Source organism: Algoriphagus sp. A40 (assembly GCF_002002735.1).
Taxonomy (GTDB): Bacteria; Bacteroidota; Bacteroidia; order Cytophagales; family Cyclobacteriaceae; genus Algoriphagus.
Genome location: NZ_MUNY01000072.1, coordinates 324,325 through 350,824, shown reverse-complemented (window position 1 = coordinate 350,824; position 26,500 = coordinate 324,325). Strand labels below are relative to the sequence as shown.

At 44.5% G+C, this 26,500-nt stretch carries 25 protein-coding genes; 13 read left to right on the top strand and 12 right to left on the bottom strand.

From position 1 onward, the window contains the following. Positions 1 to 137 precede the first annotated feature (137 nt). From B0E43_RS19065 to rfbC, 3 genes are read right to left on the bottom strand one after another with little or no spacing between them, the layout of a single operon-like run. Positions 138 to 1,097 carry an NAD-dependent epimerase/dehydratase family protein gene (locus B0E43_RS19065; RefSeq protein ID WP_077352720.1) on the bottom strand — a complete coding sequence of 320 codons (960 nt, stop codon included), beginning with the start codon at positions 1,095 to 1,097 and terminating at the stop codon, positions 138 to 140. A 10-nt stretch (positions 1,098 to 1,107) separates the two neighbouring features. Further along, on the bottom strand, positions 1,108 to 1,857 hold the full coding sequence (locus B0E43_RS19060; RefSeq protein WP_077352718.1) for a tyrosine-protein phosphatase: 750 nt from the start codon (positions 1,855 to 1,857) through the stop codon (positions 1,108 to 1,110). After that, positions 1,857 to 2,411, bottom strand: coding sequence for a dTDP-4-dehydrorhamnose 3,5-epimerase (rfbC, locus tag B0E43_RS19055; RefSeq protein ID WP_077352716.1), 555 nt, complete (start codon positions 2,409 to 2,411; stop codon positions 1,857 to 1,859). Before rfbC ends, B0E43_RS19060 begins: the two co-directional genes overlap by 1 nt. 204 nt (positions 2,412 to 2,615) lie before the next feature. Between rfbC and hflX the strand changes: the two genes are divergently transcribed. Then, complete coding sequence (gene hflX / locus B0E43_RS19050; RefSeq protein WP_077352714.1) at positions 2,616 to 3,881, top strand: GTPase HflX; 1,266 nt, start codon at positions 2,616 to 2,618, stop codon at positions 3,879 to 3,881. 166 nt (positions 3,882 to 4,047) lie between these two features. Beyond that, a complete protein-coding gene (locus tag B0E43_RS19045; protein ID WP_077352712.1) occupies positions 4,048 to 4,251 on the top strand; it encodes a hypothetical protein in 204 nt (67 codons plus the stop codon). A gap of 63 nt (positions 4,252 to 4,314) precedes the next feature. Here B0E43_RS19045 and dgt read toward each other — a convergent pair whose 3' ends face one another. Beyond that, complete coding sequence (dgt, locus tag B0E43_RS19040; protein WP_077352710.1) at positions 4,315 to 5,658, bottom strand: dGTP triphosphohydrolase; 1,344 nt, start codon at positions 5,656 to 5,658, stop codon at positions 4,315 to 4,317. 138 nt (positions 5,659 to 5,796) lie between these two features. Here dgt and B0E43_RS19035 point away from each other — a divergent pair, with 138 nt between their 5' ends. The 3 genes from B0E43_RS19035 to B0E43_RS19025 are packed head-to-tail and all read left to right on the top strand — an operon-like array spanning position 5,797 to position 8,088. Further along, positions 5,797 to 6,588: a DUF4382 domain-containing protein gene (locus tag B0E43_RS19035; RefSeq protein WP_077352708.1), complete on the top strand. Its 792-nt coding sequence runs from the start codon at positions 5,797 to 5,799 to the stop codon at positions 6,586 to 6,588. A 20-nt stretch (positions 6,589 to 6,608) separates the two neighbouring features. Continuing rightward, a complete protein-coding gene (ribD, locus tag B0E43_RS19030) occupies positions 6,609 to 7,613 on the top strand; it encodes a bifunctional diaminohydroxyphosphoribosylaminopyrimidine deaminase/5-amino-6-(5-phosphoribosylamino)uracil reductase RibD (protein ID WP_077352905.1) in 1,005 nt (334 codons plus the stop codon). Next, entirely contained in the window at positions 7,606 to 8,088 is a 483-nt protein-coding gene (locus tag B0E43_RS19025; RefSeq protein WP_077352706.1) for a GAF domain-containing protein, read from the top strand. The genes ribD and B0E43_RS19025 overlap by 8 nt, the downstream gene beginning before the upstream one ends. Here the strand turns inward: B0E43_RS19025 and B0E43_RS19020 are convergent, their stop codons facing one another. Together B0E43_RS19020 and dxs are read right to left on the bottom strand one after the other, a co-directional pair. After that, positions 8,089 to 8,856, bottom strand: a complete 768-nt coding sequence (locus B0E43_RS19020) for an alpha/beta fold hydrolase (protein ID WP_077352704.1) — start codon at positions 8,854 to 8,856, stop codon at positions 8,089 to 8,091. It lies immediately after the preceding gene. Positions 8,857 to 8,866: 10 nt separating this feature from the next. Continuing rightward, a complete protein-coding gene (gene dxs, locus B0E43_RS19015; protein WP_077352702.1) occupies positions 8,867 to 10,780 on the bottom strand; it encodes a 1-deoxy-D-xylulose-5-phosphate synthase in 1,914 nt (637 codons plus the stop codon). A 176-nt stretch (positions 10,781 to 10,956) separates the two neighbouring features. Here dxs and B0E43_RS19010 point away from each other — a divergent pair, with 176 nt between their 5' ends. Genes B0E43_RS19010 through B0E43_RS18995 form a run of 4 tightly spaced genes read left to right on the top strand, consistent with a single transcriptional unit; the run spans position 10,957 to position 16,076 of the window. Continuing rightward, positions 10,957 to 11,706 (top strand): ScpA family protein, encoded by a 750-nt coding sequence (locus tag B0E43_RS19010; RefSeq protein WP_077352903.1) that lies wholly within the window; start codon positions 10,957 to 10,959, stop codon positions 11,704 to 11,706. Positions 11,707 to 11,708: 2 nt separating this feature from the next. After that, positions 11,709 to 12,773 carry a lysylphosphatidylglycerol synthase transmembrane domain-containing protein gene (locus B0E43_RS19005; RefSeq protein ID WP_077352700.1) on the top strand — a complete coding sequence of 355 codons (1,065 nt, stop codon included), beginning with the start codon at positions 11,709 to 11,711 and terminating at the stop codon, positions 12,771 to 12,773. Between the two features lies 1 nt (position 12,774). After that, positions 12,775 to 15,243: a bifunctional UDP-N-acetylmuramoyl-tripeptide:D-alanyl-D-alanine ligase/alanine racemase gene (locus tag B0E43_RS19000; RefSeq protein WP_077352698.1), complete on the top strand. Its 2,469-nt coding sequence runs from the start codon at positions 12,775 to 12,777 to the stop codon at positions 15,241 to 15,243. 23 nt (positions 15,244 to 15,266) lie between these two features. Further along, positions 15,267 to 16,076 (top strand): ion transporter, encoded by an 810-nt coding sequence (locus tag B0E43_RS18995; RefSeq protein ID WP_077352696.1) that lies wholly within the window; start codon positions 15,267 to 15,269, stop codon positions 16,074 to 16,076. On the opposite strand, the gene B0E43_RS18990 is transcribed toward B0E43_RS18995, so the two are convergent. From B0E43_RS18990 to B0E43_RS18980, 3 genes are all read right to left on the bottom strand, one after another. Continuing rightward, a complete protein-coding gene (locus tag B0E43_RS18990) occupies positions 16,073 to 16,762 on the bottom strand; it encodes a TrkA family potassium uptake protein (RefSeq protein ID WP_077352694.1) in 690 nt (229 codons plus the stop codon). The genes B0E43_RS18995 and B0E43_RS18990 overlap by 4 nt on opposite strands. A 10-nt stretch (positions 16,763 to 16,772) precedes the next feature. Continuing rightward, positions 16,773 to 18,584, bottom strand: coding sequence for a TrkH family potassium uptake protein (locus tag B0E43_RS18985; protein ID WP_077352692.1), 1,812 nt, complete (start codon positions 18,582 to 18,584; stop codon positions 16,773 to 16,775). A 67-nt stretch (positions 18,585 to 18,651) separates the two neighbouring features. Continuing rightward, a complete protein-coding gene (locus tag B0E43_RS18980) occupies positions 18,652 to 19,869 on the bottom strand; it encodes a voltage-gated chloride channel family protein (protein ID WP_254423460.1) in 1,218 nt (405 codons plus the stop codon). Positions 19,870 to 20,022: 153 nt separating this feature from the next. Here B0E43_RS18980 and B0E43_RS18975 point away from each other — a divergent pair, with 153 nt between their 5' ends. Then, positions 20,023 to 20,916, top strand: coding sequence for a TIGR01777 family oxidoreductase (locus B0E43_RS18975; RefSeq protein ID WP_077352688.1), 894 nt, complete (start codon positions 20,023 to 20,025; stop codon positions 20,914 to 20,916). A 5-nt stretch (positions 20,917 to 20,921) separates the two neighbouring features. Here the strand turns inward: B0E43_RS18975 and B0E43_RS18970 are convergent, their stop codons facing one another. The 3 genes from B0E43_RS18970 to B0E43_RS31415 are packed head-to-tail and all read right to left on the bottom strand — an operon-like array spanning position 20,922 to position 21,570. Beyond that, positions 20,922 to 21,089: a PLDc N-terminal domain-containing protein gene (locus tag B0E43_RS18970; protein WP_077352686.1), complete on the bottom strand. Its 168-nt coding sequence runs from the start codon at positions 21,087 to 21,089 to the stop codon at positions 20,922 to 20,924. Positions 21,090 to 21,092: 3 nt separating this feature from the next. Further along, positions 21,093 to 21,317: a PLDc N-terminal domain-containing protein gene (locus B0E43_RS18965; protein WP_077352683.1), complete on the bottom strand. Its 225-nt coding sequence runs from the start codon at positions 21,315 to 21,317 to the stop codon at positions 21,093 to 21,095. Positions 21,318 to 21,321: 4 nt separating this feature from the next. After that, positions 21,322 to 21,570, bottom strand: a complete 249-nt coding sequence (locus tag B0E43_RS31415; RefSeq protein ID WP_077352681.1) for a PLDc N-terminal domain-containing protein — start codon at positions 21,568 to 21,570, stop codon at positions 21,322 to 21,324. A 101-nt stretch (positions 21,571 to 21,671) separates the two neighbouring features. Here B0E43_RS31415 and B0E43_RS18955 point away from each other — a divergent pair, with 101 nt between their 5' ends. The 3 genes from B0E43_RS18955 (at position 21,672) to B0E43_RS18945 (ending at position 26,468) form a co-directional block, all read left to right on the top strand. Continuing rightward, positions 21,672 to 24,224 (top strand): M14 family metallopeptidase, encoded by a 2,553-nt coding sequence (locus tag B0E43_RS18955; protein ID WP_077352679.1) that lies wholly within the window; start codon positions 21,672 to 21,674, stop codon positions 24,222 to 24,224. A 186-nt stretch (positions 24,225 to 24,410) separates the two neighbouring features. Further along, positions 24,411 to 25,535: an amidohydrolase family protein gene (locus B0E43_RS18950; protein WP_077352901.1), complete on the top strand. Its 1,125-nt coding sequence runs from the start codon at positions 24,411 to 24,413 to the stop codon at positions 25,533 to 25,535. A 150-nt stretch (positions 25,536 to 25,685) separates the two neighbouring features. After that, the gene (locus tag B0E43_RS18945) at positions 25,686 to 26,468 is read left to right on the top strand and encodes a LytTR family DNA-binding domain-containing protein (protein WP_077352677.1); all 783 of its coding nucleotides are present in this window, start codon (positions 25,686 to 25,688) and stop codon (positions 26,466 to 26,468) included. The last annotated feature ends 32 nt before the right edge of the window (positions 26,469 to 26,500 follow it).

The window sequence follows — 26,500 nt, the reverse complement described above, 5'->3', positions numbered from 1 at the left end:
AGATACCAATATTACAGGTAACTCAATATTTGCTTTTATTAATTTTTCCATTTCTGGAAATTTTTTTTGCCAGGAAATGGTGAAAAATTCTGGGTTTACCTTTTGACTAAACGCTGGCTTAGAATAATAAGTTTGATTCAGGGAATTTTGGCCCATTCCAGACTTTCTCTAAGGGAGGTATACCGGTAATCGAGAAGTTCTTGGATTTTGGAATTGTCGAACCGAATAGCCTGTTGTGCCAGCATCGCGGTCTTTTTTGTGAGCGGACTTTTGCTTAGTCCCAATGTCCTAAGGAGAGAAAATATTATTGAGCCCAGGGATATCTGCCAGTTGCTTACCGGAATTTTTGGAGGCTTTTTTTCAAAAACTGAAGCCATTTCCGTGAAAAATTCACGATAAGAAAGGCTGCAGCTGTTCAAAATATACCGATCACCCCAGGCTTGATTTTCCACCAAAGCTCTGGTAATAATTGCCGCATCACGGACATCTATGAAATTCAGATCCCCTTTCGGGAAGTATTTGTTTCCTTCCAAGACATAGGAATAAATCGCCGTGCTGCTTTTACCATATGTTGCCTTGCCCAAAAGCACAGATGGATTCACCACTATCAGGTCGAGGCCCTCCTGCTCTCCCCGCCAAGCTTCGAGCTCGGCCCAATACTTTGAAATTGCATAATCCGTATTCAGAGGCGATTCGACCCATTTAAATTCCTCATTGATCACACTCAGCTCGGGACTTCTGCCAATGGCAGCCACCGAGCTTACGTGGACAAGTTTGGTCACTCCGGCACTTAGCATAGCATTGACCAAGTTGGCTGTACCAACTGTATTTGTCTGGTGGAGTTTTTCTTTGTCTCTGGAAGAAAAAGATACGAGCCCTGCTGAATGAACTACGAGGTCAATGCCCTGGAGAGCCTCCAGCAGAGATTCCACATCAGAAAGTTCTCCCTTATGCCATTGAATCTCATAATTGGCATCCCTGAGAAGATCCAACTTTGAATGCTCTTTTTTCAGACCATGGATTTTCCCCAACTGACTAAATTCCTTCGCCAATTGACTTCCGAACAGACCGGTTATTCCTGTAATCAGAATATTCATAGGCCGGATATTACAGTCGGGTGTTGATTAGATCGAGGTTTTGAATTTTCTCGTAGATTTTTTGGTACTTGGGCAGGGTCTCCAGCATATCCAGATATCTGGCGTTGTGGCAATCTGTACCAAGCAGTGCGACAACTCCTCGCTCAACCAGCATTTCCCCAAAATCCTTGACCTGTCTGGAATAGAATCCCGTAAAGGACAGCAAATTCACTTGGAAAAGAAGCTTTCTGTCAATCAGTTCTTCCTGAAGTTTTTTGTCCCCGATCAGATATTGGTATCGCTCCGGATGGGCGAGAATTGGCTTGTATCCCGCCATTTCCAGGTGAAAAATAATATCAAGGAGCATTTGGGGTTTATTGATAAAACCCGTTTCCACAAGAATATAATCCTCTCCAAAAGTGAGCATCCTTTCGCCGGATTTCACTTTTTCGAGAAATATCTCATCCATGTAATATTCTGCCGCCGCTTCAATTTCTAAGGTTATTCCTTCGTTTTTGACCGCTTTACGTAGATCTTCAAGTCCCATCCCGATAATTTCCGGCGTATTGCGGTAATATTCAGACATGATGTGAGGAGTGGTGATGATTTTTTTCAGACCAAAGTCAGCCAACCTTTTCACCAATTCCAGTGATTCTTCCATGGATTTGGAGCCATCGTCTATTCCAGGAATCAAATGGGAATGCATGTCCACCTTCAGCCATGACAAGTCAAGTGGGACAGGTTCAGATGGCTTTTTTTTGAAAACGTCAAACCATCCCATCACAAACCTCCTCCGCTTTGAGTAGTAAATTCATCCAGGGTTACCCATTGTTTATCCTTATCCGAAATAATCGGTTCCTCAACCAGCCAGTCGATCCCTAGTTTTGGGTCATTCCAAAGGATCCCGCCCTCGGCAGGCTTGTTGTAATAATTAGAACACTTATACACGAAAACAGCATCTTCCAAAACCGAAAAACCATGGGCAAAACCAGTAGGAACATAAAGCAAATTGTTTCTTTCACCATCCAAGACTGTGGAAAAATGCTTTCCATAGGTCGGGGAGCCCTTTCTAAGGTCGACAGCCACGTCCAATACTTTTCCTGTGATCACTCGCACAAGTTTGGCCTGGGCGAAAGGGGATTTCTGAAAATGTAGTCCGCGGACCGTGCCTCTTTGGGAAAAAGATTGATTATCCTGAATCCAGTCCACTTCAATGCCTTCCTTTTCCAACCAATCTTGCCGGAAGGATTCGAAGAAATAACCTCTACTGTCTGGAAATATTTTGGGAAAAATCTCAAGAAGACCTGAAATCGGAGTGCGACGCAATTCTGCCATTTTGGGGATAAATTCTACGGCTTTAAGCGGTAAAATAACCACACCCGCAGAGACTATCCTAATCTATTCTAAGGAATTATGCCCAAATTTGCTTACTGGAAGCTGAAATTCAAATCCTAAGCTAATAGACTTGGTTTTTCTCCAATCCCTTTGGATGAACCATTTACCCGAAATAGACCTTTATTTAAGCGAATAGAACCCGTTATGAGTAAATTTTCAAGGAAACTCCAAAAACTTCACGATACCGCACCCAAAATGGAAACTGCCATTTTGGTCACACTGATCCGCCAGCAGCAAAGTGAACAAGAGGTGGAAGAACATCTGGATGAACTTGCCTTTTTGGCGGAAACGCTGGGTGCAAAAACAGTTTACAGGTTCACCCAACGCATGGAAAAACCGGACATCCGTACTTTTGTGGGATCCGGAAAGCTCGAGGACATTAAATCCTATGTGGAGCATTTCGAAGTGGACATGGTCATATTTGATGACGACCTGAGTCCTTCACAAATGCGAAATCTGGAAAATGAGATCAAAGTAAAAATCTACGACAGATCGCTGCTGATTTTGGATATTTTCCTCCAAAGAGCTCAGACTGCCCAAGCCAAAACCCAGGTAGAGTTGGCCAGATTTCAATATTTATTGCCTCGCTTGACCAATATGTGGACCCACTTGGAACGCCAGCGTGGTGGCACAGGTACCAGGGGTGGTGCCGGTGAAAAAGAAATCGAAACTGATAAACGGGACATTCGTGCTAAAATCACCTTATTGAAGGAGAAACTTCTGGACATCGAAAAACAAGGAATTACCCAAAGGAAAAGCCGAAAAGGAATCGTCCGGGTAGCTCTGGTCGGATACACCAATGTGGGCAAAAGTACCTTGATGAACCTGGTCACCAAAACAGATATTTTGGCAGAAAACAAGCTTTTCGCCACCGTCGATTCCACGGTCAGAAAAGTCGTTTTGGATACAATTCCGTTTCTGCTTTCGGACACGGTTGGATTCATCCGCAAACTACCCACTCACTTGATCGAGTCATTCAAATCCACTCTGGATGAAATCCGCGAGGCGGACCTGTTGGTCCATGTGGTGGATATTTCCCACCACGCATTTGAAGACCACATTGGGGTAGTCACGCAGACTTTGAATGAAATCAAGGCAGGAGACAAGCCTGTTTTGCTGGTTTTCAACAAAATTGATCTGGTAGATCAGATGCCTTCCGAAGAAGAATCCCTGCACATCAGCGAACACGAGCTTCAGGAGACCCGCTATGTAGACTTCAAAGCCCTCAGTGATGCTTATGAAAAGAAAACCGGAATCAAACCTGTGTTTATGGCTGCGGCATCTGCTGAAAATGTAGAAGAATTCCGGGATGCACTTCTCACAGAAGTCAAAAAACAGCATCGGAAAATCTACCCGCACTACCTCGAAAATGAAGTGATTGATTGGAGTGAAAAAGAAAGCTTCGACTGAATTCCAAATCCTTTCATAGACAAAAAGGGATTTAATTGAATTCAATATTTTCAATAAACCTGAATAAAAATTCAAAACAAGTTTGTTTTTGAATCAAATTATTTAATTTTATTCAGCCTTTCACTCATTTTGGTGGAAAAAGCTATCAACCTAACCAATCATAATTATGATCTCAAAAACTTTCAAATCAGTTACCGTGATGGCAATCGCCGTAGGATTTGCAGTCGCTACTTTGGCTTCTTGTGGAGCTAAAAAAGAAGAGGTAGTGGAAGAAACTCCTGTAGAAGAAGTTGCCCCTGTAATTGAAGAAATTCCTGCTGACACCACAGCAGTAGACACCACAGCTACGGATACCACCGCAGCAAAGTAATTGAAATTTCAAAAAATCGCCGGTGAAGGATAATCCTCACCGGCTTTTTTATGCCTTTTTTGATCACCCGCCCGGGAAAGAAATTCCCTTAACTCTTCTGTAGAGATTTAGCGCATACTTATCCGTCATTCCGGAAATAAAATCCACCAGACTTCTGAGCAAAGGATAGGGATTGACTTCGGCTCCCCAACCTTTGAGAGGAAAGTCCTCCGGCAATAATCTCAAAATGCTTTTGTCCTGACCGGAAAATAATTCAGGATAATAAAACTGGTGATAAAGTGCTTGGGAAAACACTGAAAGCAATCCTTCTAAAACCTGGAACCCTGCAGCCTCCTTCTCCAAAACGACTTTGGATCGGTAAATTTTTCTAACAGAAGCGGAAGAAATCGCTGCCAAAGTCTTTGCTGAAGGAATAATGTCAGTCAAGGCTTTGTCAAAATTCCCCTTTCGCATGCTTTCCTCATATTGGGCAAATACCTCTACTGTTTCTCCGACCAACTGTCCGATCGCCATAGCTCTCAAAATACCCAGATTTTGGGTGTGGGTCCTGTCTTTCAACTTTTCCTCATCAAATCTTTCTCCCAGAATCGGCTTAAGAAGCGCCACCGTTTCTTCAAAACTCACCAAACCCAAGGTGCATCCATCCTCCAGATCGATAATGGTATAGCAAATGTCATCTGCTGCTTCCACCAAAAATGCCAATGGATGCCTTACCCAGCATTCAGCACTGATTTTCTCGATTCCCAGGGCCTCTGTCATTTGTTCAAAATCAACCAGTTGATTGATGAAAAACCCAAATTTCTTTTGGCTTTTTCGGGCGATATCCCGCTGGGGGATCAGGCTTGGACGGGGATATTTAGTAAATGCGGCCAAAGTGGCAAAAGTCAGATTCAAGCCGAATTGGCGGGATACGAGCATTCGAAAACCCTGCGCATTTCCTTCGAAGTTGATCAGATCCGCCCACTGATCTACTCTGACATGCTTTTCCCATATTTTCCCATGAGGGTGTAATCTGAAAAAGTCAGAAATAGCTTCTTCACCGGCATGTCCAAAAGGAGGATTTCCAATGTCATGTGTTAAAGAAGCAGCAGCCACAATTGACCCGATAGCGGAGGCAGAAACACCCAACTTTTCCAATGCGGGATATTTTTCGAGGAGAAATTCCCCACAGGATTTACCCAATGATCTGCCTACACTGGACACCTCGAGGCTATGGGTCAAGCGGGTGTGAACAAAAGCTTGCTCCGGAAGCGGAAAAACCTGGGTCTTGTCCTGAAGATTCCTAAATGGTGCCGAAAAAATGATTCTATCGTAATCTATTTCAAATTCTGTCCGGCTGGATTCCAAATTCGGAGATTTTGGAGAAACTCCAAAACGCCCGTTTGCCAGCAACTTTTCCCATTTCATCATGCCCAAAATTAAAAATCCCAAAGGACAATACAGGTTTCGGGAGCGAGTTTATTCCCAAAGGAGATTTTCCCCTTCAAAATCCCCAAATCCGTAAATGGCAGGGAAATTTGAATTCATTTACCCTAAATTTGATCCGTGAACAGACTGAAATCTCTCTTGCTTCTCTTGGCCTGCTCCGCTGTGGCTTGGTCTTGCAATGAATTTGATTCGAGTCCCAAGGCGCTCGTCAATGTCCTGCTGATCGATGCTCCAGCACAATGGGATTCCGTAATTGTTGAAATTCAAGGGATTGAACTTGAATTTGTGCCCAATGGTCGGGAAGGAGAAATTCAGAAAATATTCCTGCCCTATGAGCCCGGTGACAAACAAGTCGACGTTTCTCAACTGGTGGGAGGCACTGCTCTTCCTGTGGCGAGGAGTGAAATGCAGCTTGGACAAATCACCGGAATCACCCTGAGATTAGGCCCTGGAAACTCACTTTTTTTGGATGAAGACCGCTATCCGTTGGAGCTACCAGGAGGAAAAACAGACTATTTCCAAGCCTTGGATATTGACCTCGAATCGGGCATTTCCTATGATTTGGTTTTGGATTTTGATTTGGAAAAATCCATTCAGGTAACCAGTCCCAACCCGCTGATTCTTGATTTTAATCCGACAATTAGTGCTTATTCGGGAATTGGAAGAGGTGATTTGACAGGAACCACCAGTCCTACTGACCTTCGTCCCGTCATCTATGCAATCAGGAATGTCGACTCTGTGAGCACACATGTCAATACTTCCGGCAACTTTTTATTCCGTCTCGATCCGGGCAATTACACCATTTACATAGACCCAAAAGACATTGAATATTCTGACACACTTTTCAATGTGGAAATTAAAACTGGAAAAACCACCCCTCTGGACCGAATCACCCTGACCAAAAAATGAACGGGCAAAACCAACTTTTCATGAGAAGGGCGCTTGAACTTGCCGAGTGGGGCAAGGGAAATGTCAGTCCAAATCCGATGGTGGGTTGCGTGATAGTCCATCAGGAAAAAATCATTGGAGAAGGCTACCACCGCGTTTATGGTGGCCCTCATGCAGAAGTCCATGCGGTCAAGTCGGTCGAAAACCAGGAATTGTTAAAAGAAGCCACAGCCTATGTCACGCTGGAACCTTGTGCTCATTGGGGGAAAACTCCTCCTTGCGCTAAGCTATTGGTAGAAAAAGGCCTGAAAAAAGTGGTCATAGCTGCAATGGACTCCAATCCCCTCGTCGGGGGAAAAGGCATCGAAATCCTAAGAAATGCCGGAATCGAAGTGGAAATCGGAGTTTTGGAAAAGGAAGCCCGTTGGCAAAACCGGCGATTTTTTACCCAAATCGAAAAACAAAGACCCTATGTGATCCTGAAGTGGGCGCAAACCCAAGATGGATTCGTAGCAAGGGAAAACTTCTCCTCCAAATGGATAAGCGGTACCCAAAGCCGACAGTTAGTCCATAAATGGAGGGCTGAGGAAGATGCGATTTTGGTCGGAAAAAACACTGCCCTTTATGACAATCCACGATTGAATGTCAGGGATTGGGCTGGAAAAAATCCCACCCGGATCGTCTTGGATTCCAATTGCGAACTTCCCGAAAGCCTGCATCTTTTTGACAAAAGCATTTCCACAGTCTGTTACAATTCGAAAAAATCCGATTCTCAGGAAAACCTTGATTTCGTCGATTTGGGTAGCAATTTTTCAATTCTAGATATTTTGAATGATTTGAATTCCAGGAAAATCCAAAGCCTGATCGTCGAGGGCGGGAGCAGGGTTTTATCTAGATTCATTGAAAGCGGATTTTGGGATGAAGCCCGGATTTTTACAGGAAAGGCAAAATTTGAAACGGGAATTCCAGCTCCGGTTTTGAACCAAAATCCAGCTGAAACACTTTCAATCGGCGAAGACATATTAAACGTTTACTACCATGGCTGAGAATTTATTCATTCCCGATGCAGCAACAAAAGCGGAAAAATATCAGGCTGTAATTCCTCAGATCGAAGCTTTGATTACCGGCGAACCTGATCTTTATGCAAACCTGGCAAATACCTCGGCAGCTTTGCGTGAAGCTTTTGGGTTCTTTTGGGTTGGCTTTTATTTGGTGAAAAATGAGCAATTGGTCTTAGGTCCATTTCAGGGACCGATCGCATGTACCCGGATCAATTTTGGAAAAGGCGTCTGTGGAACAGCCTGGAAAGAAGCCAAAACCCAATTGGTACCGGACGTCGATGCTTTTCCCGGACATATCGCCTGCAGTTCAGCTTCCCGATCCGAAATTGTGGTTCCGGTTTTCAAAGGAAATAAAGTCGCAATGGTGCTAGATGTGGACAGTGATCAATTGGCAGACTTTGATGAGACGGACCAGAATTACTTGGAGGAGTTGATGGGGATATTAGGTAAAACGCTCTGATTAAAGCGCTTCCAAAGCAAACTTTCGGACCAGCTCCAGAGTCTCCTGCTTTTTCTCAATCATCCCCATATGACCCACACCTTCGAGTTCATGGTATTGGGTAAAAGCATGCTTTTGAGCCCGGCTGGAAGCGATTTTCACCGCTCCGTCTTCTGTTCCGGCTATAAGTAATTTGGGCCCTGAAAAATGCGTTAGGACTTCCAATCGGTCTTTTCGATAACGCATTGCTCCGGTAAATGCAACTAAGCCATCCAAACTGGAGCGCTTTCCGTCTTCAATTGCCGCTGCGATTTCTGAGGAGAGTTCATCTCTCCGGTTTTCGGGAAAAAGTGGAGGGACGAATGAGGTCACAAACTTTTCCACTCCGTTTTTCTTTAAAAAAACAATTGTCCGGTTTCGCATCTCTTTCTTTTCCAAATCATCAGCAAAAGCCGTGGAATGAAACAGGCCGATTGCTTTCATTCGATTTCCGATCTGTTCTAGAAGTGCCAAAGCTACATAACCGCCTAGGGAATGGCCGATTACAATGGGATTCATGATTTGATTTTCATCTAACCATTCTTCCAATATGACCGCAACCTCTTCCAAAGCAACCTGATCACCGGAAATGGGAGAACCTCCGATTCCGGGCAAATCGGGACAAATCACCCGAAATTCTTCTGATAGTTTCTCGGCAAAATCTTCCCACATCCTGCTGGTTTCACAAAAACCGTGAATCAATACCAAAGGTTGACCTTTGCCCTTCTCAAAAAAATGAATTTTAGACATGGGGAAATTTTTAGGAAACCCGAACCACTTCAGCAAGACTTCTTACTGTCTCCGCTATTCCGGCTGGATCAAACCCGCATTCTCGGTGCAATTCAATTTGCTCGCCATGCTCGATGACTTCATCTGGAATACCCAGACGCTTCACCTGAGCAGCGTATCCGTTGTCGACCATCCATTCTAAAACAGCTGATCCGAATCCTCCCATCAGGCAACCGTCTTCCACAGTCACGACTTTTTTGAATTTGCCAAAAATCTCTTGCAGTAGTTCTTCATCCAAGGGCTTCACGAACCGCATGTCGTAGTGGGCGGGATTCAAGCCTTCTTTTGCCAAGATGCTACAAGCCTCCACGGCATAGTTACCGATATGGCCAATGGTGAGAATCGCCACTCCTTCACCTTCTTTCACTATTCGTCCCTGACCAACCGGAATTTCACGGAAAGGAGTTTTCCACTCCGGCATCACACCTGCACCTCTTGGGTAGCGAATCGAGAAAGGCCCATTATATATGCTGCCCGTGTACATCAGGTTTCGAAGCTCCTCCTCATTCATGGGAGCAGAAACAACCAAGTTGGGAACACAACGGAAAAAAGCAATATCGTAAGCCCCGTGGTGCGTAGGTCCATCTGCTCCGGCAAATCCCGCCCTATCCAGACAAAGCACTACAGGGAGATTTTGCAGACAAACATCATGAACGACCTGATCATAGGCCCGCTGCATGAAAGTGGAATAAATATTACAGAAAGGAACCAGCCCTTGAGTAGCCAAACCCGCTGAAAATGTAACCGCATGTTGCTCCGCAATTCCCACATCAAATGCCCGGTCTGGCATCGCCTTCATCATGATATTCATCGATGACCCAGAAGGCATCGCCGGTGTCACTCCCATGATTCGGGAATCCATTTCGGCCAATTCGACCAATGAATGTCCAAAAACATCCTGGTATTTTGGAGCCTGAGGAGTAGTAGGTACTTTTTTGAATATTTCCCCGGTCACTTTGTCAAATGTACCCGGCGCATGCCAAGTAGTTTGGTTTCCCGTCTCGGCCGGAGCATATCCTTTGCCCTTCACGGTAATGCAATGAAGGATCTTTGGCCCGGGGATACCACGCATGTCCTTTAGGATTTCTACCAAATGATCTACGTCATGGCCGTCCACAGGACCGAAATATCGAAGGTTGAGTGATTCAAAAAGATTGCTCTGATTGAGCACCGCAGATTTGATAGCCCCTTCCACTTTGGAGATGACTTCCTGCGCACTTGAGCCAAACTTGCTCATCTTGCCTAACATTTTCCACACCTCGTCCTTAACTTTATTATAAGTATGAGACGTGGTGATATCAGTCAAATAGTCCTTCAAGGCCCCTACATTGGGGTCGATGGCCATGCAGTTGTCATTAAGAATGATCAGGAGATTGGAATCGCTGACACCGGCGTGGTTCATGGCTTCGAAAGCCATCCCTCCGGTCATCGATCCATCACCGATCACTGCGACATGCTGGATTTTGGAACCTTTGTATTTGGAGGCAACCGCCATCCCTAGTGCCGCTGAAATAGAAGTACTCGAATGTCCAACTCCAAAAGTATCGTATTCGCTTTCTTTTCTTTTTGGAAATCCCGAAAGACCTCCATAGACCCGATTGGTGTGAAATTGCTCCCTCCTTCCGGTCAGAATTTTGTGTCCATAAGCCTGATGTCCCACATCCCAAACCAATTGGTCATCGGGAGTATTCAGCACATAATGTAAGGCCACAGTCAACTCAACCACACCCAAACTTGCACCAAAATGCCCTCCATAAACAGATACGTTATCCACAATAAACTGTCTCAGTTCATCGCAGATTTGGACCAATTTGTCTTTGGGAAACTTCTTAAGATCCTCGGGAGTAGTTATCTGGGCAAGGAGTGGACCGGGAGTAATTTGCATTTTCAGAAGTGTTGGCGTCAAAGTGGAATAACTCAAAGCGGGTCAATTTGTTTCCTCTTACTAAAAACGAGCCAGAAACAACCCTTTGCTTTATTATATTCCCCTCCAATTAATTTACTTAATTGAATATCTTTGGCTACGAAGAGCCAAAATTAACCAATAAAATTAACTATCCGGTGAGTTTCGAGATCAAATTACCGCTGTTTGAGGGACCCTTCGATCTGATGCTTTTTTTCATCGAGCGGGACGAACTGGATATTTACGATATTCCCATCTCCAAGATTACCAACGACTTCCTGGATTATGTCCACCATTTGGAAAAAATGGAGATTGAAGTGGCCAGCGACTTTATCCTCTTTGCGGCTACTTTGATGAAAATTAAATCCCGGATGCTTTTACCCCGACCGGAACTGAATGAAAAAGGCGAGGAAATCGATCCAAGAGAAGAGCTGGTCAGAAATCTCCTCGAATACAAAAAGTACAAATCGGTAGTAGAGGAGCTTTCTGCTATGGAAGCTGATCGGCTTTCCCGGGAAAAAAGAGGAAATTTAACCCGGGAACTTTTGGAACTAAGCAAGGCCGAAGACGTTGAAGCTGAAATGCAGCATGTAGATCTTTACAAACTGCTGAAGGTATTCCAGAGATGCATGTCCAAAATGGCTTCCCGTACCGAGGAAACCAAACACACTGTGATTCAGTATCCTTACACGATCGAGCAGCAAAAAGACTTTGTGCTGGAAAAAATAAGCTTTAAAAAACAGATACCTTTCACTGAATTCATCAATTACAAACCGGACAAAATATTCGTGATCTACACCTTCTTAGCTATCCTGGAGCTTCTTCAACTTTCTCAGGTCACTATTATTATCGGTGAAGGATACAATAACTTTTGGGTAGAAAAGACTGAGCCAATCGCTGCAGCCTGACTATGAAGCTGGACAATAAAAAGATTTTTCAAACCCTTAACCCTAACAAAATTTGGGTACCTGTCCTGATTGGAATCGGGATCGTCTTTGCCATGTTTTACCTGGATCCCAATCTGACTACCGAAAACCTGAAAGTGGTCAAGGATGCCTCCATACCCTGGCTTTTGTTTGCCGTTGCGGTTTTATTTTTTCGGGACTTTGGATACGTCTATCGGATCAGAGAGCTCACCGACAAGCATCTAACTTGGACGCGCGCAATTTATGTCATCATTCTCTGGGAGTTCGCCTCGGCAGTGACTCCTTCGGTGGTCGGGGGTACGGCGGTGGCGATGTTTATTCTGAACAAAGAAGGGATCAAGATGGGAAAAGCCATCGCCATTGTGATGGTCACCGCAATCTTGGACAATCTGTTTTTCGTAATCGGTGCCCCAATCATTCTGTACTTAGCCAAAGGACACATCTTTCCCGAGAGCAAGCTGCTCGAACGTCAGATGGAGGACAGCTTACAGGCGATTTTTTGGATTAGTTATAGTCTCTATGCAATTCACAGCTTGGTCATGGCCTTGGCTCTCTTTTACAGACCTAGGGTTTTCAAATGGGTGCTAATCAAGATCTGCTCTATTAAGTTTCTCAGAAGATGGAAGCATAGCGCTCAAGAATTTGGAGATCAAATCATCGTGGCCTCGAAGGAACTTGCCGGAAAAAGCTCTTCTTTTTGGCTGAAGATAATAGGCCTCACGATTTTCGTTTGGACTTCGAGATACCTGATGCTGAATGCACTGGTTTCGGCTTTTGTCCCGCTTTCTTTTGATCAGGAAATCATTGTTTTTGCCCGACAGGTAATCATGTGGATCGTCATGATGATCTCTCCTACACCGGGAAGCAGCGGAACAGCAGAGTTTTTCTACGGACAGTTTTTCTCCCAGTTCTTGGGCCAATATACTTTCGTCACCAGCATCATTTGGAGGTTGTTTTCCTATTATCCGTACCTGATTTTGGGAGCTATATTCCTTCCACGCTGGATCAAGCAGGTTTTTTTCAAAAAGAAACAAGTAGCCGAGGAGTAAAATGCTCAGTCCGCTATCCATAGACCAAGTCAGGGAAATCACCGGAGGAAAAACTCACGGAAGGGAATTTTCCGGTCTGATTACCCAAATCAGCATAGATTCCAGACAGGTCCTCCAACCAGAGCTAAATCTTTTTGTGGCGTTAAGGGGTGCAAAAGCGGATGGGGCGGATTTTATTCCCACTCTGATAAAGGAAGGAATCCGATGTTTTTTGGTCCATAAGGATTGGACAATCGATCCTGAATTGGAGAAAAAAGCAACTTTTCTCCAAGTAGAAAATACCAGGAATGCTCTGCAGGCGATCGCGGCATATCAGCGCAGACAGTTTACAAAACCTGTGGTCGGAATCACCGGAAGCAACGGAAAAACTATCGTCAAAGAATGGCTGGGGCAAGTCCTGAGTCAGAGCTTTACTGTAGCAAAAAGCCCAAAAAGCTATAATTCCCAGGTAGGTGTCCCCCTTTCCATTTTTGGAATACAGCCTTATCATCAGGTTGCCTTGCTTGAAGCAGGTATTTCGAAATATGGAGAAATGCATTTTCTGAGTCAAATGATCCGGCCTGATTTAGGGATTTTCACCAATATCGGAACAGCTCATGAGGAAGGGTTTACTAGTGTTGAGGAAAAAATCCGGGAGAAATTCAGGCTTTTCTCCGAAACGAAACTGGTAATCTATTGCAAGGATCAGCCTTTGATTTCCCTGGAAATTGAGAAAAATTTTCCTCCGGATCGCCTCATTTCCTGGTCCTCAAATCCCGGAGCAGACTTTTCGGTTTCGGTCAAAAAGCAGGAATCTCAGACCAAAATCATGCTGATGAAAAGTGATCTGAGCACGTTCACTTTTCAGGTTCCCTTTACTGATTCCGCATCGATCGAAAATATCACCCATGTGATCATTGCTGCCTTGACTTTGGGGCAGGATTTTCCGGCAATTCAGGAAGGACTTGACCATCTCAAGTCTGTCGACATGAGGCTGACCCTGAAGCCAGGATTAAATGACTCGCTTCTGATCGACGACACCTACAACAATGACATTGCAGGACTGAAAGTGGCGCTGGAATTTCTCAGCCAACAGCGTCCCAAGCGATCAAAGATTTTGATTTTATCCGATCTGCTTCAGCAGGGAATCCCTGAGAAAATTTATTCTGAAGTCGCCGAACTGATCAAATCCTTTGGATTGGACAGAATCATCGGAGTGGGAAATGAAGTACATCGCCTGAAAGTATATTTTCCAACTCAATTCGAAAACTATCCTTCAACCGAAAGTCTCCTACACTCCTTGGATCCTGAAGCATTTCAAAATGACTTGATCCTCATTACAGGTGCCAGACCTTTTGCATTCGAGCGGGTGGTAAACAAATTTCAGCAGCGGATACACGGTACAACTCTTGAAATCAACCTGAATGCACTGACTCATAATTTCAATTTTTTCAAACGACAGGTAAAACCTGAAACCAAAATGATGGTCATGGTCAAGGCATTCGCCTATGGCGGAGGGGCGGCAGAAATTGCCAACCATTTGCAAACGATGGGGGCGGATTACCTGGCTGTGGCATTTTCAGACGAAGGAGTTTCCCTGAGAAAACAGGGAATCCGCCTGCCGATCATGGTACTCAATCCAGTGGAGGAATCTTTTGATTTGCTCCGGGAGTTTAACCTGGAGCCAGTCGTTTTCAGTCCTGAATTTTTCCGAAAACTTGGGATTTACGCCCAAAACCATGAAATCCAGCTGTCTATTCACCTGGATCTCGATACCGGAATGCACCGCCTTGGATTTGAGGAGCAGCATCTTTCAGAACTGAAAAGCCTGATCAAATCATTTCCTGAGTTGAAAATTGCCAGTCTGTATACGCATCTAGTAGGTGCGGACGAAGAAGAGCATGAGGAATTTTCCCGCAGCCAACTCCTGCAGTTTACTGTTATGAAAGCCGAAATTGGTGAGATTTTGGACTACAAACCACTGATCCATGCTCTCAATTCTGCCGGGATTGTCCGGTATCCTGAGTTTCAGATGGATATGGTGAGATTGGGAATCGGGCTGTATGGAGTAGAAGTCACTGGTAAATATGACTCGGCACTCAAGCCGGTAAGCACACTTAAAACCACCATTTCTCAGGTAAAAACCCTTTCCCCCGGCGCAACAGTTGGCTATTCCAGAAAAGGAAATCTACCTGAAGGCGGCAAAATTGCAACTTTGGCAATCGGATATGCCGACGGATATGACCGCAGATTTTCACAGGGAAAAGGATATGTCCTGATTCATGGCAAAAAAGCCCCAGTTATTGGAAATGTCTGCATGGACATGGTGATGGTAGATGTAAGCGAGATCGACGCCAAAGCAGGTGATGAAGCTGTAATCTATGGAGAGCAAATCTCACTCAAAGAACTTGCCGATCGGATCGGCACGATTCCCTATGAATTGCTGACCAATATCAGCACCCGGGTGAAGCGGGTCTACTATTTGGATTAGGGTATTTTTCTCTAAATTCCTCCATGATTTTGTCGAAAAAACGGCTCGCCCACATTGTTTTTGAATCCAATGACCGAGCCTCAAGAACGTTTGATCTTGTACTTCTTTGTTTGATTTTTGGGTCTATCATTGTGGCAATTCTTGATTCAGTGGAAGAGCTCCATCAACAATATGGGAGCATATTTTACATCCTTGAATTAGCTTTTACTTTCCTTTTCACCTTGGAATATATCCTTCGGGTTTGGCTGACCAGCAGAACACTCAAATACGTCACCAGCTTTTATGGTATTGTGGACCTTTTGGCAATTCTGCCAGTCTATTTGAGCTTTTTTGTCGCCAATACCCAATTGCTTTCAGTCATCCGTGCCCTGAGATTGCTTCGTGTGATCCGGATTTTGAAACTCGGAAGATATCTGGCGGAGGCTGATTTTTTAAGAGAATCGCTAAAAGCCAGTGCCACCAAAATTCAGATTTTCCTCTTTTCAGTCTTGACGATTGTGCTGATTATGGGTACGCTCATGTTTGTTGTGGAAGGTCCTGAAAGTGGCTTTACCAGCATACCTGTGGGAATGTATTGGGCGATTGTTACTTTAACTACAGTCGGGTTTGGCGATATTACTCCGGTCACCCCGATAGGACAACTTTTAGCTTCTTTGATCATGTTGATGGGATATGCCATCATCGCGGTACCTACCGGGATTGTAACCTCTGAAATGGCTAAAAGGAAAAGGCCCGAACACTTTGAAATGACCAAATCCTGCACATTTTGCGGCTTTGAACGGGTAGAACCAGGCGATAAGTATTGCCGGAAGTGCGGAGGGAAAGTTGGTTAATTTTCCAGATTCAGAAAATCCTGAATGTTTTTAATTTTCCCGAAAATCAATAGAATATCGTCGTTTTCGAATAAATAATCCGCCGAAATGACTCCAGCCACATCCCGTTGTGGCAATTTTATCCCCAGCAGGTTTGTCTTCTCTTTTTCCTTGATTGTGGTCAAAATATTGAGAGAAAACTCCTTTCGGATATTAGCCTCCGCAACGGTCATTCCCACATACCTATTGGGGACCTTTACTTCGACAATATTATAATCGTCGGAGATTTCCAAGGAATCTATGACCCCCTTTAGTTCCAGTCTTTTTGCCAATCTCTCGGCTGTTTCTTCTTCTGGATGAATGATTTCATCGACTCCGATAGCCCGGATTACCGTTTCATGCAGCGCATTGATCGCCCGCCCGATGATCCGCTTTGCTTTCAATTGTTTGAAGATCGCCGTTGCCATAATCGACGCCCCCACATCCTCCCCGATCGCTATAATGATCACATCGCAATCTTTCATCGGTAGGCTATGAACAGCATATTGGTCAGTGGCATTCAATACCATCGCATAGGTCACATGATCCTTGATTTGATCAATTTTGCTTTCGCTGTTGTCCACACCTACCACTTCATGTCCAAGGTCTGTCAGTCGTTTGGCGAGGTAGGATCCGAAATTTCCCATTCCCACAATGATGTATTTCATATTCTATGATTTAGGTGATGAAGACCGTTTCTTCCGGGTATTTATATCGAAGTTCTGCAGTTTTTCGTGTTAGCGCTACCAAAATGGTCAATGTCCCAACCCTTCCAAAAAACATGACCACAGCGACCACCAACTTGCTGGCGGTGGTCAGTTTTGCGGTGATTCCTAGACTCAATCCCACAGTGGCAAATGCCGAGAAAATCTCAAAAGCGACGTCGATCAGTTCCAATTCTGGGTTAAAATAGGTAACCAAAAACACTCCTAAACCGATGGTAAGGAACGACAACGCGATCACTGCGAATGCTTTCCTGAGTGTATCATTGGAAATTTGCCTGCCGAAAACTTCCACCCGTTGTCTGTTCCTGGCCACACTCCAGGTATTGAGAAGCGCCACAGCAAAAGTACTGGTTTTCAGACCTCCGCCTGTAGATCCCGGAGAAGCTCCAATCCACATCAGGATCAAATAAATCAAAACCGTTGGGACCGAAAGCGCAGCCATATCCACAGTATTGAAACCGGCAGTACGTGGAGTCACTGCGCCAAAAAATGACGTCACAAATTTACCGTAAGGACTTAGTCCTTTAAGGGTAGAATTTTGCTCAAAAACCCAAAAACTCAGAAAGCCAATCACAAGTAATGCCCCTGTAGTGTACATAACCAATCGGGTATTGATATTGGAAACCCGTGGGGTGTGTTTGTACTTTTCACCGAAAAACGTGGATCGAAAAGCTCCTTTGAGCACCCTTGAAATGTAATTGTAATAGTTGATAAAAACCGGAAAACCAATCCCTCCAAGGATAATGGTCACGGCAACTACCAGGTGCATGTTGTACAATTCACGGAATCCCGTTTCGTACAAATTGGAGCTTAAGGTGGAAAATCCTGCATTGCAAAAAGCTGAAACCGCATGGAAACTGGCAAAAAACCACTTTTGACCTGTAGAGGAAAAAAGGGAGTCATCAGTCCAAATAAAAATCAGTATTGCTGAAAAAAGCTCTACCAGCAAGGTGAATATGATGATTTTTATCAAAGTCGAGGAGATTTCTCCCACGTTGTTTTCATTGATGTAATCCCGAAGAAAAAGGCTGTTTTCGATCGAAAGGCTTCCTTTGAAGAAAAATCCAAAAAAGGTCGTAAAAGTCATCATTCCCAATCCGCCGATTTGAAACAAGGTCATAATGATGACTTGCCCGAAAGGTGTAAATGCCGTTGAAGTATCCAAAACTGCAAGCCCTGTCACACAAACTGCCGAAGTAGCAGTGAAAAAAGCATCAATCAAACTGATCCCTGCTGTGGTGGATCTTGGCAAAGAGAGGAGTGCTGTGCCAATAAAAATCAACAATGAAAAGCTCATGATGAATATCAGGGAAGGACTGATTTTGAGCTTGTTGACCAAAAGGCTGGATTTCCCGAGTTCCTGCACAAAGATCAAAAACACAAGGATATTCTGAAGAGAATACTTCCTGGTGAAAAAGAGCGCATCTTCTGAAAAATCCCCGAATGCCCTCCACCTGAGCAAAGCAGAAATGATAAGGAAAACTGCCACCAGCATTTCAAAAATTAGCCTCTTGTTCTTTCGGGACATGTTCGAAAAGAGGTTTCTTAGGATAATTACCAATCCCAACAAAAACACCATCAATTCAAACAACTTCGAAATAAATAGAACCTTGGTTGGATCTATGGCATAGCCCATTCGGTAAATGAGAACACCGAAAGTTCCGAAACTGAGAAAACGCATTGCCAGTCCCAAAAACAAAACCAGTCTTTTGATAAATTGAAGGTTTTGATCAGGATTGGAAAAAAACCGGAAGTTTAACTTCATTATTTTGCCCTAAGAACTGGTTCTAAGTGATTTTTAATTCCAAAAACGACCCGAAAGGTACTCCTTTTTACAATCGCCAAAAGTATTTCGCCTCTAAATTTTGGGACGCATAAATGCTGCCTTTTCCGCTGAAAAAATAAGCTGTAATGCAGGCCAATCCCAAGAAAATCCCCGATTCATATCCAAAAAGCTCCATGCCCATCACCGTACAGGCCATCGGGGTATTGGTAGCTCCGGAAAAAACTCCCACGAACCCCATTCCAGCCAAAAGTGCCAATGGCAGGGGAATCCAAGCTGAAAGTGCATTTCCCAATGTGGCTCCGGTAAAAAAGAGGGGAGTTACCTCACCTCCCTTGAATCCCGAGCCCAAGGTCAATCCCGTCAAGCCGGTTTTTGCAAGCCAATCGTACCACGGTAAAGGAGTCTCAAAAGCCTCCACTATTCTCGGAATTCCCAAACCGAGGTAAGTCGTCGTTCCTGATAAATACACAATCCCGGCAATCAATACCCCACCGATCAGGGGACGAAGTGGGGGATAGGAAATAGTTCTTTTAAAAAGATCTGAAATCGCATGGCCAGTCTCGGCAAAAAGTCTGGCTGCTAAACCAAAGGCAATTCCTGCAGGAATCACCCAAGCCAAATTGGCCAGAGAATGAACAGGAATTTCAGGAATCAAATAATGCGTATGACCGACTCCCCACCCAAACTCGCAAATCCAGTCAGCTACAAATGCCGCCAAAAACGCCGGGAAGACAGATTTCCAACGAAACTTCCTGATCAGCATCCACTCCAGAGAAAAAACGGCTCCAGCCAATGGTGTCCCAAAAACAGAAGCAAATCCTCCTGCTACTCCACAAATAATTACAATCCTACGGTTTCCTTTAGTTAGAGAAAACCATTTGGTCAATTGATCCGCCAATGACCCACCCATCTGCACAGCCGTGCCTTCCCGCCCTGCTGATCCTCCAAAAAGATGGGTGAAAATCGTTCCTAACAGAACAAGGGGCGTCATCCTCAGCGGAATGGGATTTTTGCTTTGGTAAATCTCCTCCAGCAAGAGATTATTCCCTTGCGAAGAATTGGCCCCATAATGGTAATAGACATACCCGATACCAAATCCAGCAAGCGGAAGAAAGGCAATCAGCCAAAGATGGGTTTCGCGAAAATTGGTAGCCCAATCCAGAGAAACCAAGAAAATGGCAGAAGCCGAACCGGATAGGATGCCCACCAAAGCAGCCAATCCAAGCCAAAGGACAAAATATCGCGCTATTTCTCTTCTGTTCACTATCAGGGATTTGGCGCAAAATAAGGGTAGAAACCACAAAACTGATCAACTAATCGAATAAATAAACCCAAACAAATTGCTCGGTCGGTTGTCTCGAAAGCGTACATTTCAACCAAATCCGGGTTTTTAAGGTTACTTTAGAAATTCTCACCCATGCAAAATATTTTAATCACCGGCGGATCAGGACTTATAGGTCAACGAATTACGGACCTAGTGGAAAAGAAAGGTTACCAAGTAGCCTGGTTGAGTCGCGGTTTGCAGCCTGGTAGAAAATCCTTTCTCTGGAATATCGAAAAACAGGAAATCGATCCAGTAGCAATCGAATGGGCAGATGCAATTATTCATTTGGCAGGTGCAGGCGTGGCAGAAAAACGATGGACCCCCGATCGAAAAAAACTGATTCTCGAATCCCGAACCCATAGCACCCGTTTACTATTTTCCGCTCTTGAAAAATCCGAAAAAAGACCAAACACCTTCATTTCAGCATCTGCGGTGGGGTATTATGGCTTGGACACAGGAACTTCACTAGTGGATGAAACCAGCCCCGCAGGTTCTGATTTTTTAGCCGAAGTGGTGAAAGCCTGGGAAAATGAAGTCAAAAAAATTGAAAGCCTAGACATTCGAACCGTGATTCTTCGAACAGGAATTGTATTGGATGCTGGAGGCGGTGCTTTGGGAGAAATGCTCAAACCACCTGTTGCTGCTCCCTTGGGATCCGGTGACCAATGGATGAGCTGGATTCATATTGAAGACCTTGCGAGGATGTTTGTATTTGCCTTGGAAAAAACCACACTCCAAGGTGTCTACAACGCAGTTGGCCCAAATCCCGCGACCAATCAACAGCTCACCCAAGAGGCGGCCTACGCCAAAGGGAAAACTTATCTTGGAATCGGTGTTCCTGGCTTTGTATTGAAATTGGTATTGGGAGAAATGGCCGCTATGGTCTTGGGTGGAAATCGGGTGTCCTGCCAAAAAATCCAGAAAGCGGGTTTTCAGTTTGAGTTTTATGAATTGTCAGCTGCGCTGAAGGATATTTTTCACAACTGACCGTTTCACAGCCTCTTATTCCTCCCAATTGCAAACCATAAAATGGTTCCCAGCAAAGGCAGCAAAAGAACAATCAATGCCCAAATCAATTTATCATTTGAATTGGCAAAGCGGCTGGTCACCACATCATAGATGGTGTAAGCATAGACGATAATCCCCAGATACTTCCACATAGTTTAAGTCGTTTTAGATCCTTTTCCCAAAATCAAATACGCAATCGGACCAAATCCCTGCGCAAATAACAAAATGACAACCCAGATCAATTTCATGTTCTGATCCTTAAAATTTGACCTGAGCACATCTATCAGGCAATAAACCCAAAGGATAAAATAGGCTATTCCTAAAATTAGAAATATAAAAATCGCACCGCCACCCATATTTTGAACAAAAGAAAAGGTCATGTTTTTAAGATTTATGTGAATTATCCCGATTGAAAATCGGCTGAAAATTTCTTTCCTTTTTTGAGCCTTTGCTCATACTGATATACAAAAACGTCCCAATCACAGGAGCAAATAAGACCGGCATCATCCAGATTAATTTTTGATTTTGCCCATAAAAATCTGATTTGACACAGTCAAAAAGCGCATAAACCCAAAATCCAAGCAAGACTAGGCCTGATAATTGCCAAATGACAAACCCAGAATTCGGAGTCATCTAATCCATATCGTTTCTTCCATTATTTTTACCATCAATCCAAAATAGCTTTTTTTGTCAGTTCAAAGTAAGAATTTAGCCTAAAGTTTAAACCCCAACCAATGAAAAAGTACACGCTTGCAGTGCTTTTAGCCCTTCTTACTACACTCACATTCGCCCAGGACTTGAGTTATTACCTTCCCAAAGGCTACACATACAATCCAGCTATTCCGACTCCAAAGCAAGTTTTGGGTTATGAAGTGGGCGAATGGCATGTGACCCATGATCAATTGGTCATGTATATGAAAGCGGTGGCCGAGGCCTCCGACCGAGTGATTTTTGAGGAAACCGGACGGTCTTATGAAAAGCGGCCCCAAACACTCTTGACGATTACTTCTCCGGCAAATCTTACCAAACTGGACCAGATCAAAGCCGACCGGGCCAAACTTCGGGATCCAAGTGCAACCGTCGATGTTCAAAATATGCCCGTGGTGATGTATATGGGCTATTCCGTGCATGGCAACGAACCAAGTGGAGCCAATGCGGCATTGGTTGCGGCTTACCACTTCGCCGCGGCGAATGAAATCGCATCCGATCTTGAGAGCATGGTTTTGCTCCTTGATCCTGCCATCAATCCAGACGGACTGAACAGATTTGCCTCTTGGGTCAATTCTCACAAAGCCTACAACCTCAATGGCGATCCTGCACAGCGCGAGCTGAATGAGGCTTGGCCAAGAGGACGTACAAATCATTATTGGTTTGACCTTAACCGTGATTGGCTTCCAGTCCAGCATCCCGAATCAAGAAACCGGGTGAAAGTATTTCAGGCCTGGCTTCCAAACATCCATCTGGATTTTCACGAGATGGGAACCAACAGTACCTTTTTCTTTCAGCCTGGCGTACCTGCCAGAATGCACCCCCTGACTCCAGCGAAGAACTTTGAGTTGACCGAGAAGATCGGAACCTATCATGCCAAAGCATTGGATCAGATTGGGTCACTCTATTACAACCAGGAAAACTACGATGACTTTTACTATGGTAAAGGCTCCACTTATCCGGATGTGCAGGGCTCAATCGGGATTCTTTTTGAGCAAGCAAGTTCCAGAGGCCATCTGGCCGAAAGCGTCAATGGCATGCTGAGCTTTCCGTTTACGATCAGAAACCAGTTTACCGCCAATCTTTCCTCCTTTCAAGCTGCCAAAGAAATGCGGGTGGAGCTGAATCAATGGATGAAGGATTTTTACACAGAGATCAAAAAAGAAACCGATGCGGATGCCAACAAGGCATACATCTTTGGAGCAAAAGACGACGATGCCCGAAGTTTTCACCTAGCTGATTTGATTCTGCAGCATGACATCAAAGTTTTTGCCCTGAATGAAGACATCACTGTCAACGGTCAACAATTCAAAAAAGAGACTTCCTACATCGTTCCTGCTGACCAGCCTCAATACCGTCTGATCAAGGCGATGTTTGAGACACGGACTACGTTTCAGGACAGCTTGTTTTATGACATTTCCGCCTGGACTTATCCGATGGCTTTCCATTTGGACTTCATCGCGCTCAACAGCAAAATCCTGAATCTGGCAAGTGTCCAGCAAGTGGATAAGGCCAACTTCAACTTGTCCCCGGGCAAAGTGGTGGGCAGTTCAGGTGCTTACCAATATGCCATGGAATGGACGGATTATTATTCTCCAAAAGCAGCCTATCAGTTGTTGAAAGCCGGCTTTTTAGTACGAGTAGCCAATAAAGAATTTTCCACACCGGAAGGAAAAACTTTCGGCCGGGGAACAATCCTCATTGACAAAGGAGAATCCAGACTTGACAATCAGGCCTTTTTCGCGAAACTTCAGGAAATAGCTCAGTTTGCCCATGTAGACATTCATGCCATCACCACTGGATATACCGGTGGGGCAAATTTGGGGTCAACTTTCATCGTTCCTTTGAAAACTCCCCAAATCGCGCTTCTGGTAGATGGAGGAGTGGACAGCGGTGAAGCCGGTGAAATCTGGCACCTGCTGGATCAACGCATGCAAATGCCGGTGACTTTGCTGCCTGTCGGCTCAGTAGCTATGGCAAATCTGGATCGCTACAATGTGATTCTAATGGCTGACGGAAGCTACAATTCCCTTGGAAAGTCGAGCGCCGAAAAGCTGAAAGAATGGACCACCAAGGGCGGAACACTTGTAGCAAAAGGAGGCGCTCTTCGTTGGCTGGCACAAAATGAAATTGGAAATTTTACCTTTCGCAAAGTGGAAAACGATGAAAAAGGGATCCAAAAAAGCTATGCCGACTTTGAAAACGCAACCGGCGCAAAAGGAACTTTCGGAGCTATCTTCAAAGCCAATCTGGATTTGACTCATCCGATCGGATACGGTTATACCCAAAAAGAAATTTATACGTTCCGAAATGACAATTTCTTCATGGAAGTATCTCCAAATCCCTACGCCAATCCATTAGTTTATACTGAAAGTCCTTTGGCATCTGGATACCTTCATCCGAGCAACCTTCCGGGTATTCAAAACGGAAGCGTGATCAGAATTTCAGGCGTCGGCCAGGGCAGAATCATCGGTTTTGCTGACAATCCCAACTTCCGGGCCTTCTGGTTTGGTACCAACAAACTCTTTATGAATTCGATTTTCTTCGGTCAGGTAATTGACAGCGGCACTGCCCGATAAAACTTTGAAATCGAGCACGACTCAAGCGTCACACACTGGGATGATTGTCAGCTATGCGAGATTCCATTTGGCCTATAAAAATCAAATTATAATCATATGAAATCCCGGCTTTTTCCACCGGGATTTCATTTTTTCCGCTCAAAGAATTTTTGCATCCATTTTCCTCCTTTCTCAGTTAAATCGCTCATGAAGAAATCGCTACTCCAAATTTCCTTTTCCATTTTAGCATTTGGCCTGACTTCAGGCACCACCATGGCTCAGGACATGAGCTTTGAGAATTACAATCCGCCCTCCACGCTCAAGGTCCCGGAAAATCCAAAAACCAGAGCAAAGTTTCCTTTCATCGATATTCACAGCCATCAGGGCGGAATCAATGAAGCCAAAATCGACCAGCTCACTTCCGAGATGGACGAAATCAACATGGCAATCATGATCAATCTCAGCGGACGCGGCTTCGGGCAGGGCAACAGCAATACCCAGCAGGACTACATCAAAGGAATGATGAATGAGTTCAAAACTCATGCTCCTGGTCGGTTCATGGTTTTTACCAATCTGAATTTCAACGGATTTGGAACTCCTGAATGGACTGCCTTGGCTGTCAAAGAACTGGAAGAAGATGTTCAGGCCGGTGCGGTAGGGTTGAAAATTTATAAAAGCCTGGGACTAAATTCCAAAGACAACAACGGCAATCGGATTCCGGTGGATCACCCGGATCTGGATCCCGTTTGGGAAAAAGCCGGTGAATTGGGCATTCCTGTCCTGATTCACTCCGCTGATCCAGCTCAATTCTGGCAGCCGATGGACTCCACCAACGAACGATGGCTGGAGTTGAAACTCAATCCAAATAGGAAAAGATCGGAAACCAATCCTGCTCCATTTGAACAAATCATGGCCGAACAGCACAATGTCTTCGGGAAGCATCCCAAGACAACTTTCATCAATGCCCACATGGGTTGGATGGCCAATGACCTGGATGCTGCCGGAGCCCATCTCGACAAATACCCGAATGTCAATTATGAAATCGGTGCCATCATTGCGGAATTGGGAAGACAGCCAAAGCGAGCCAATGCCTTTTTCACCAAATACCAAGACCGGATTCTATTTGGAAAAGATGCCTATAATAAGGAGGAGTTTTATACCTATTTCCGAGTTCTGGAAACCGAGGATGAATATTTTCCTTACTACAAAAAATATCACGCTTACTGGAAAATGTACGGATTGGGTCTGCCTGACGAAGTGCTGAAGAAAGTGTATTACAAAAACGCCCTCCGGATCGTACCGGGATTGGATAAGACGCTGTTTCCTGAGTAAAATTGGATTGCGCTTCTATAGCTTAAGATGGCCTCATTGGAGCAGATGAGGCCATTTTTGTTTTCAAAATCATCACGAAGCTTATAACTTCATCCAAGAAGGTCGTTCTAAACTACTGTGGATACACATCGTGCAATTTTCCAAAGACGGATGTCAAAACTAAAAAAAGCAAGAAACCTGATTCTGCTTTTGGTAGCGTTGTTGGGGATCACGATACTTCAGGACTATCTCCAGTCCAGCTATCAGGACTATGCTTTCTATTTTTCCGAATCGCTGCTTTTCAACCTGTTTTGGCCTCTGATCATTCCGGTCACATTGATCCTGAGAGAGGCTTTCAAACACTCAAAAACCCCTTCCAAATGGGCCAAACGAGCCCTTTTCGTGCTCTTGGCGACGATCTTCCATCTGCTGCTTTTTGCCTTTTTGGTGCATTTGCTGTCGGGGTTGTTTTATGAGCAAACGTTTCGGTTTTTGGGCAATCTGAGCTATTCGCTTTCCCAAGATTTATACAAATACTTGCTGATCTACACAGCAATTTCTCTGATTCCCTTTCAAAAATCACCCGATTCCCAATTCCCTCAACCCATCGAGCATCCCCATTTTTTGCTGCTTTCGAGCGGCAAAAAAACGGAAAAAGTCCCTACAGATTCCATCCTTTACCTTTTCGCTGCTACACCCTACGTGGAGTGTTTTACGGCCGAAAAAAAATACCTGCAACAGGGATCGCTTAAATCATTTGCTGAAAAACTAGATCCTGCAGTTTTTGTACGAATCCATAAAACCACTTTGGTAAATGTCAGCAAAGTGGATTCGATCAGCTCCCGAGGCAATGGAGATTATGATCTTTTGCTTTCCAATGGACAGAATCTTCGCCTGAGCAGAAATTTCGCCCAGGATTTTCGAAGCAAATTTGAGCAAGCTCCCACAGGTTGATGTAGATTCTCCACAGGATAGACGATTCGATT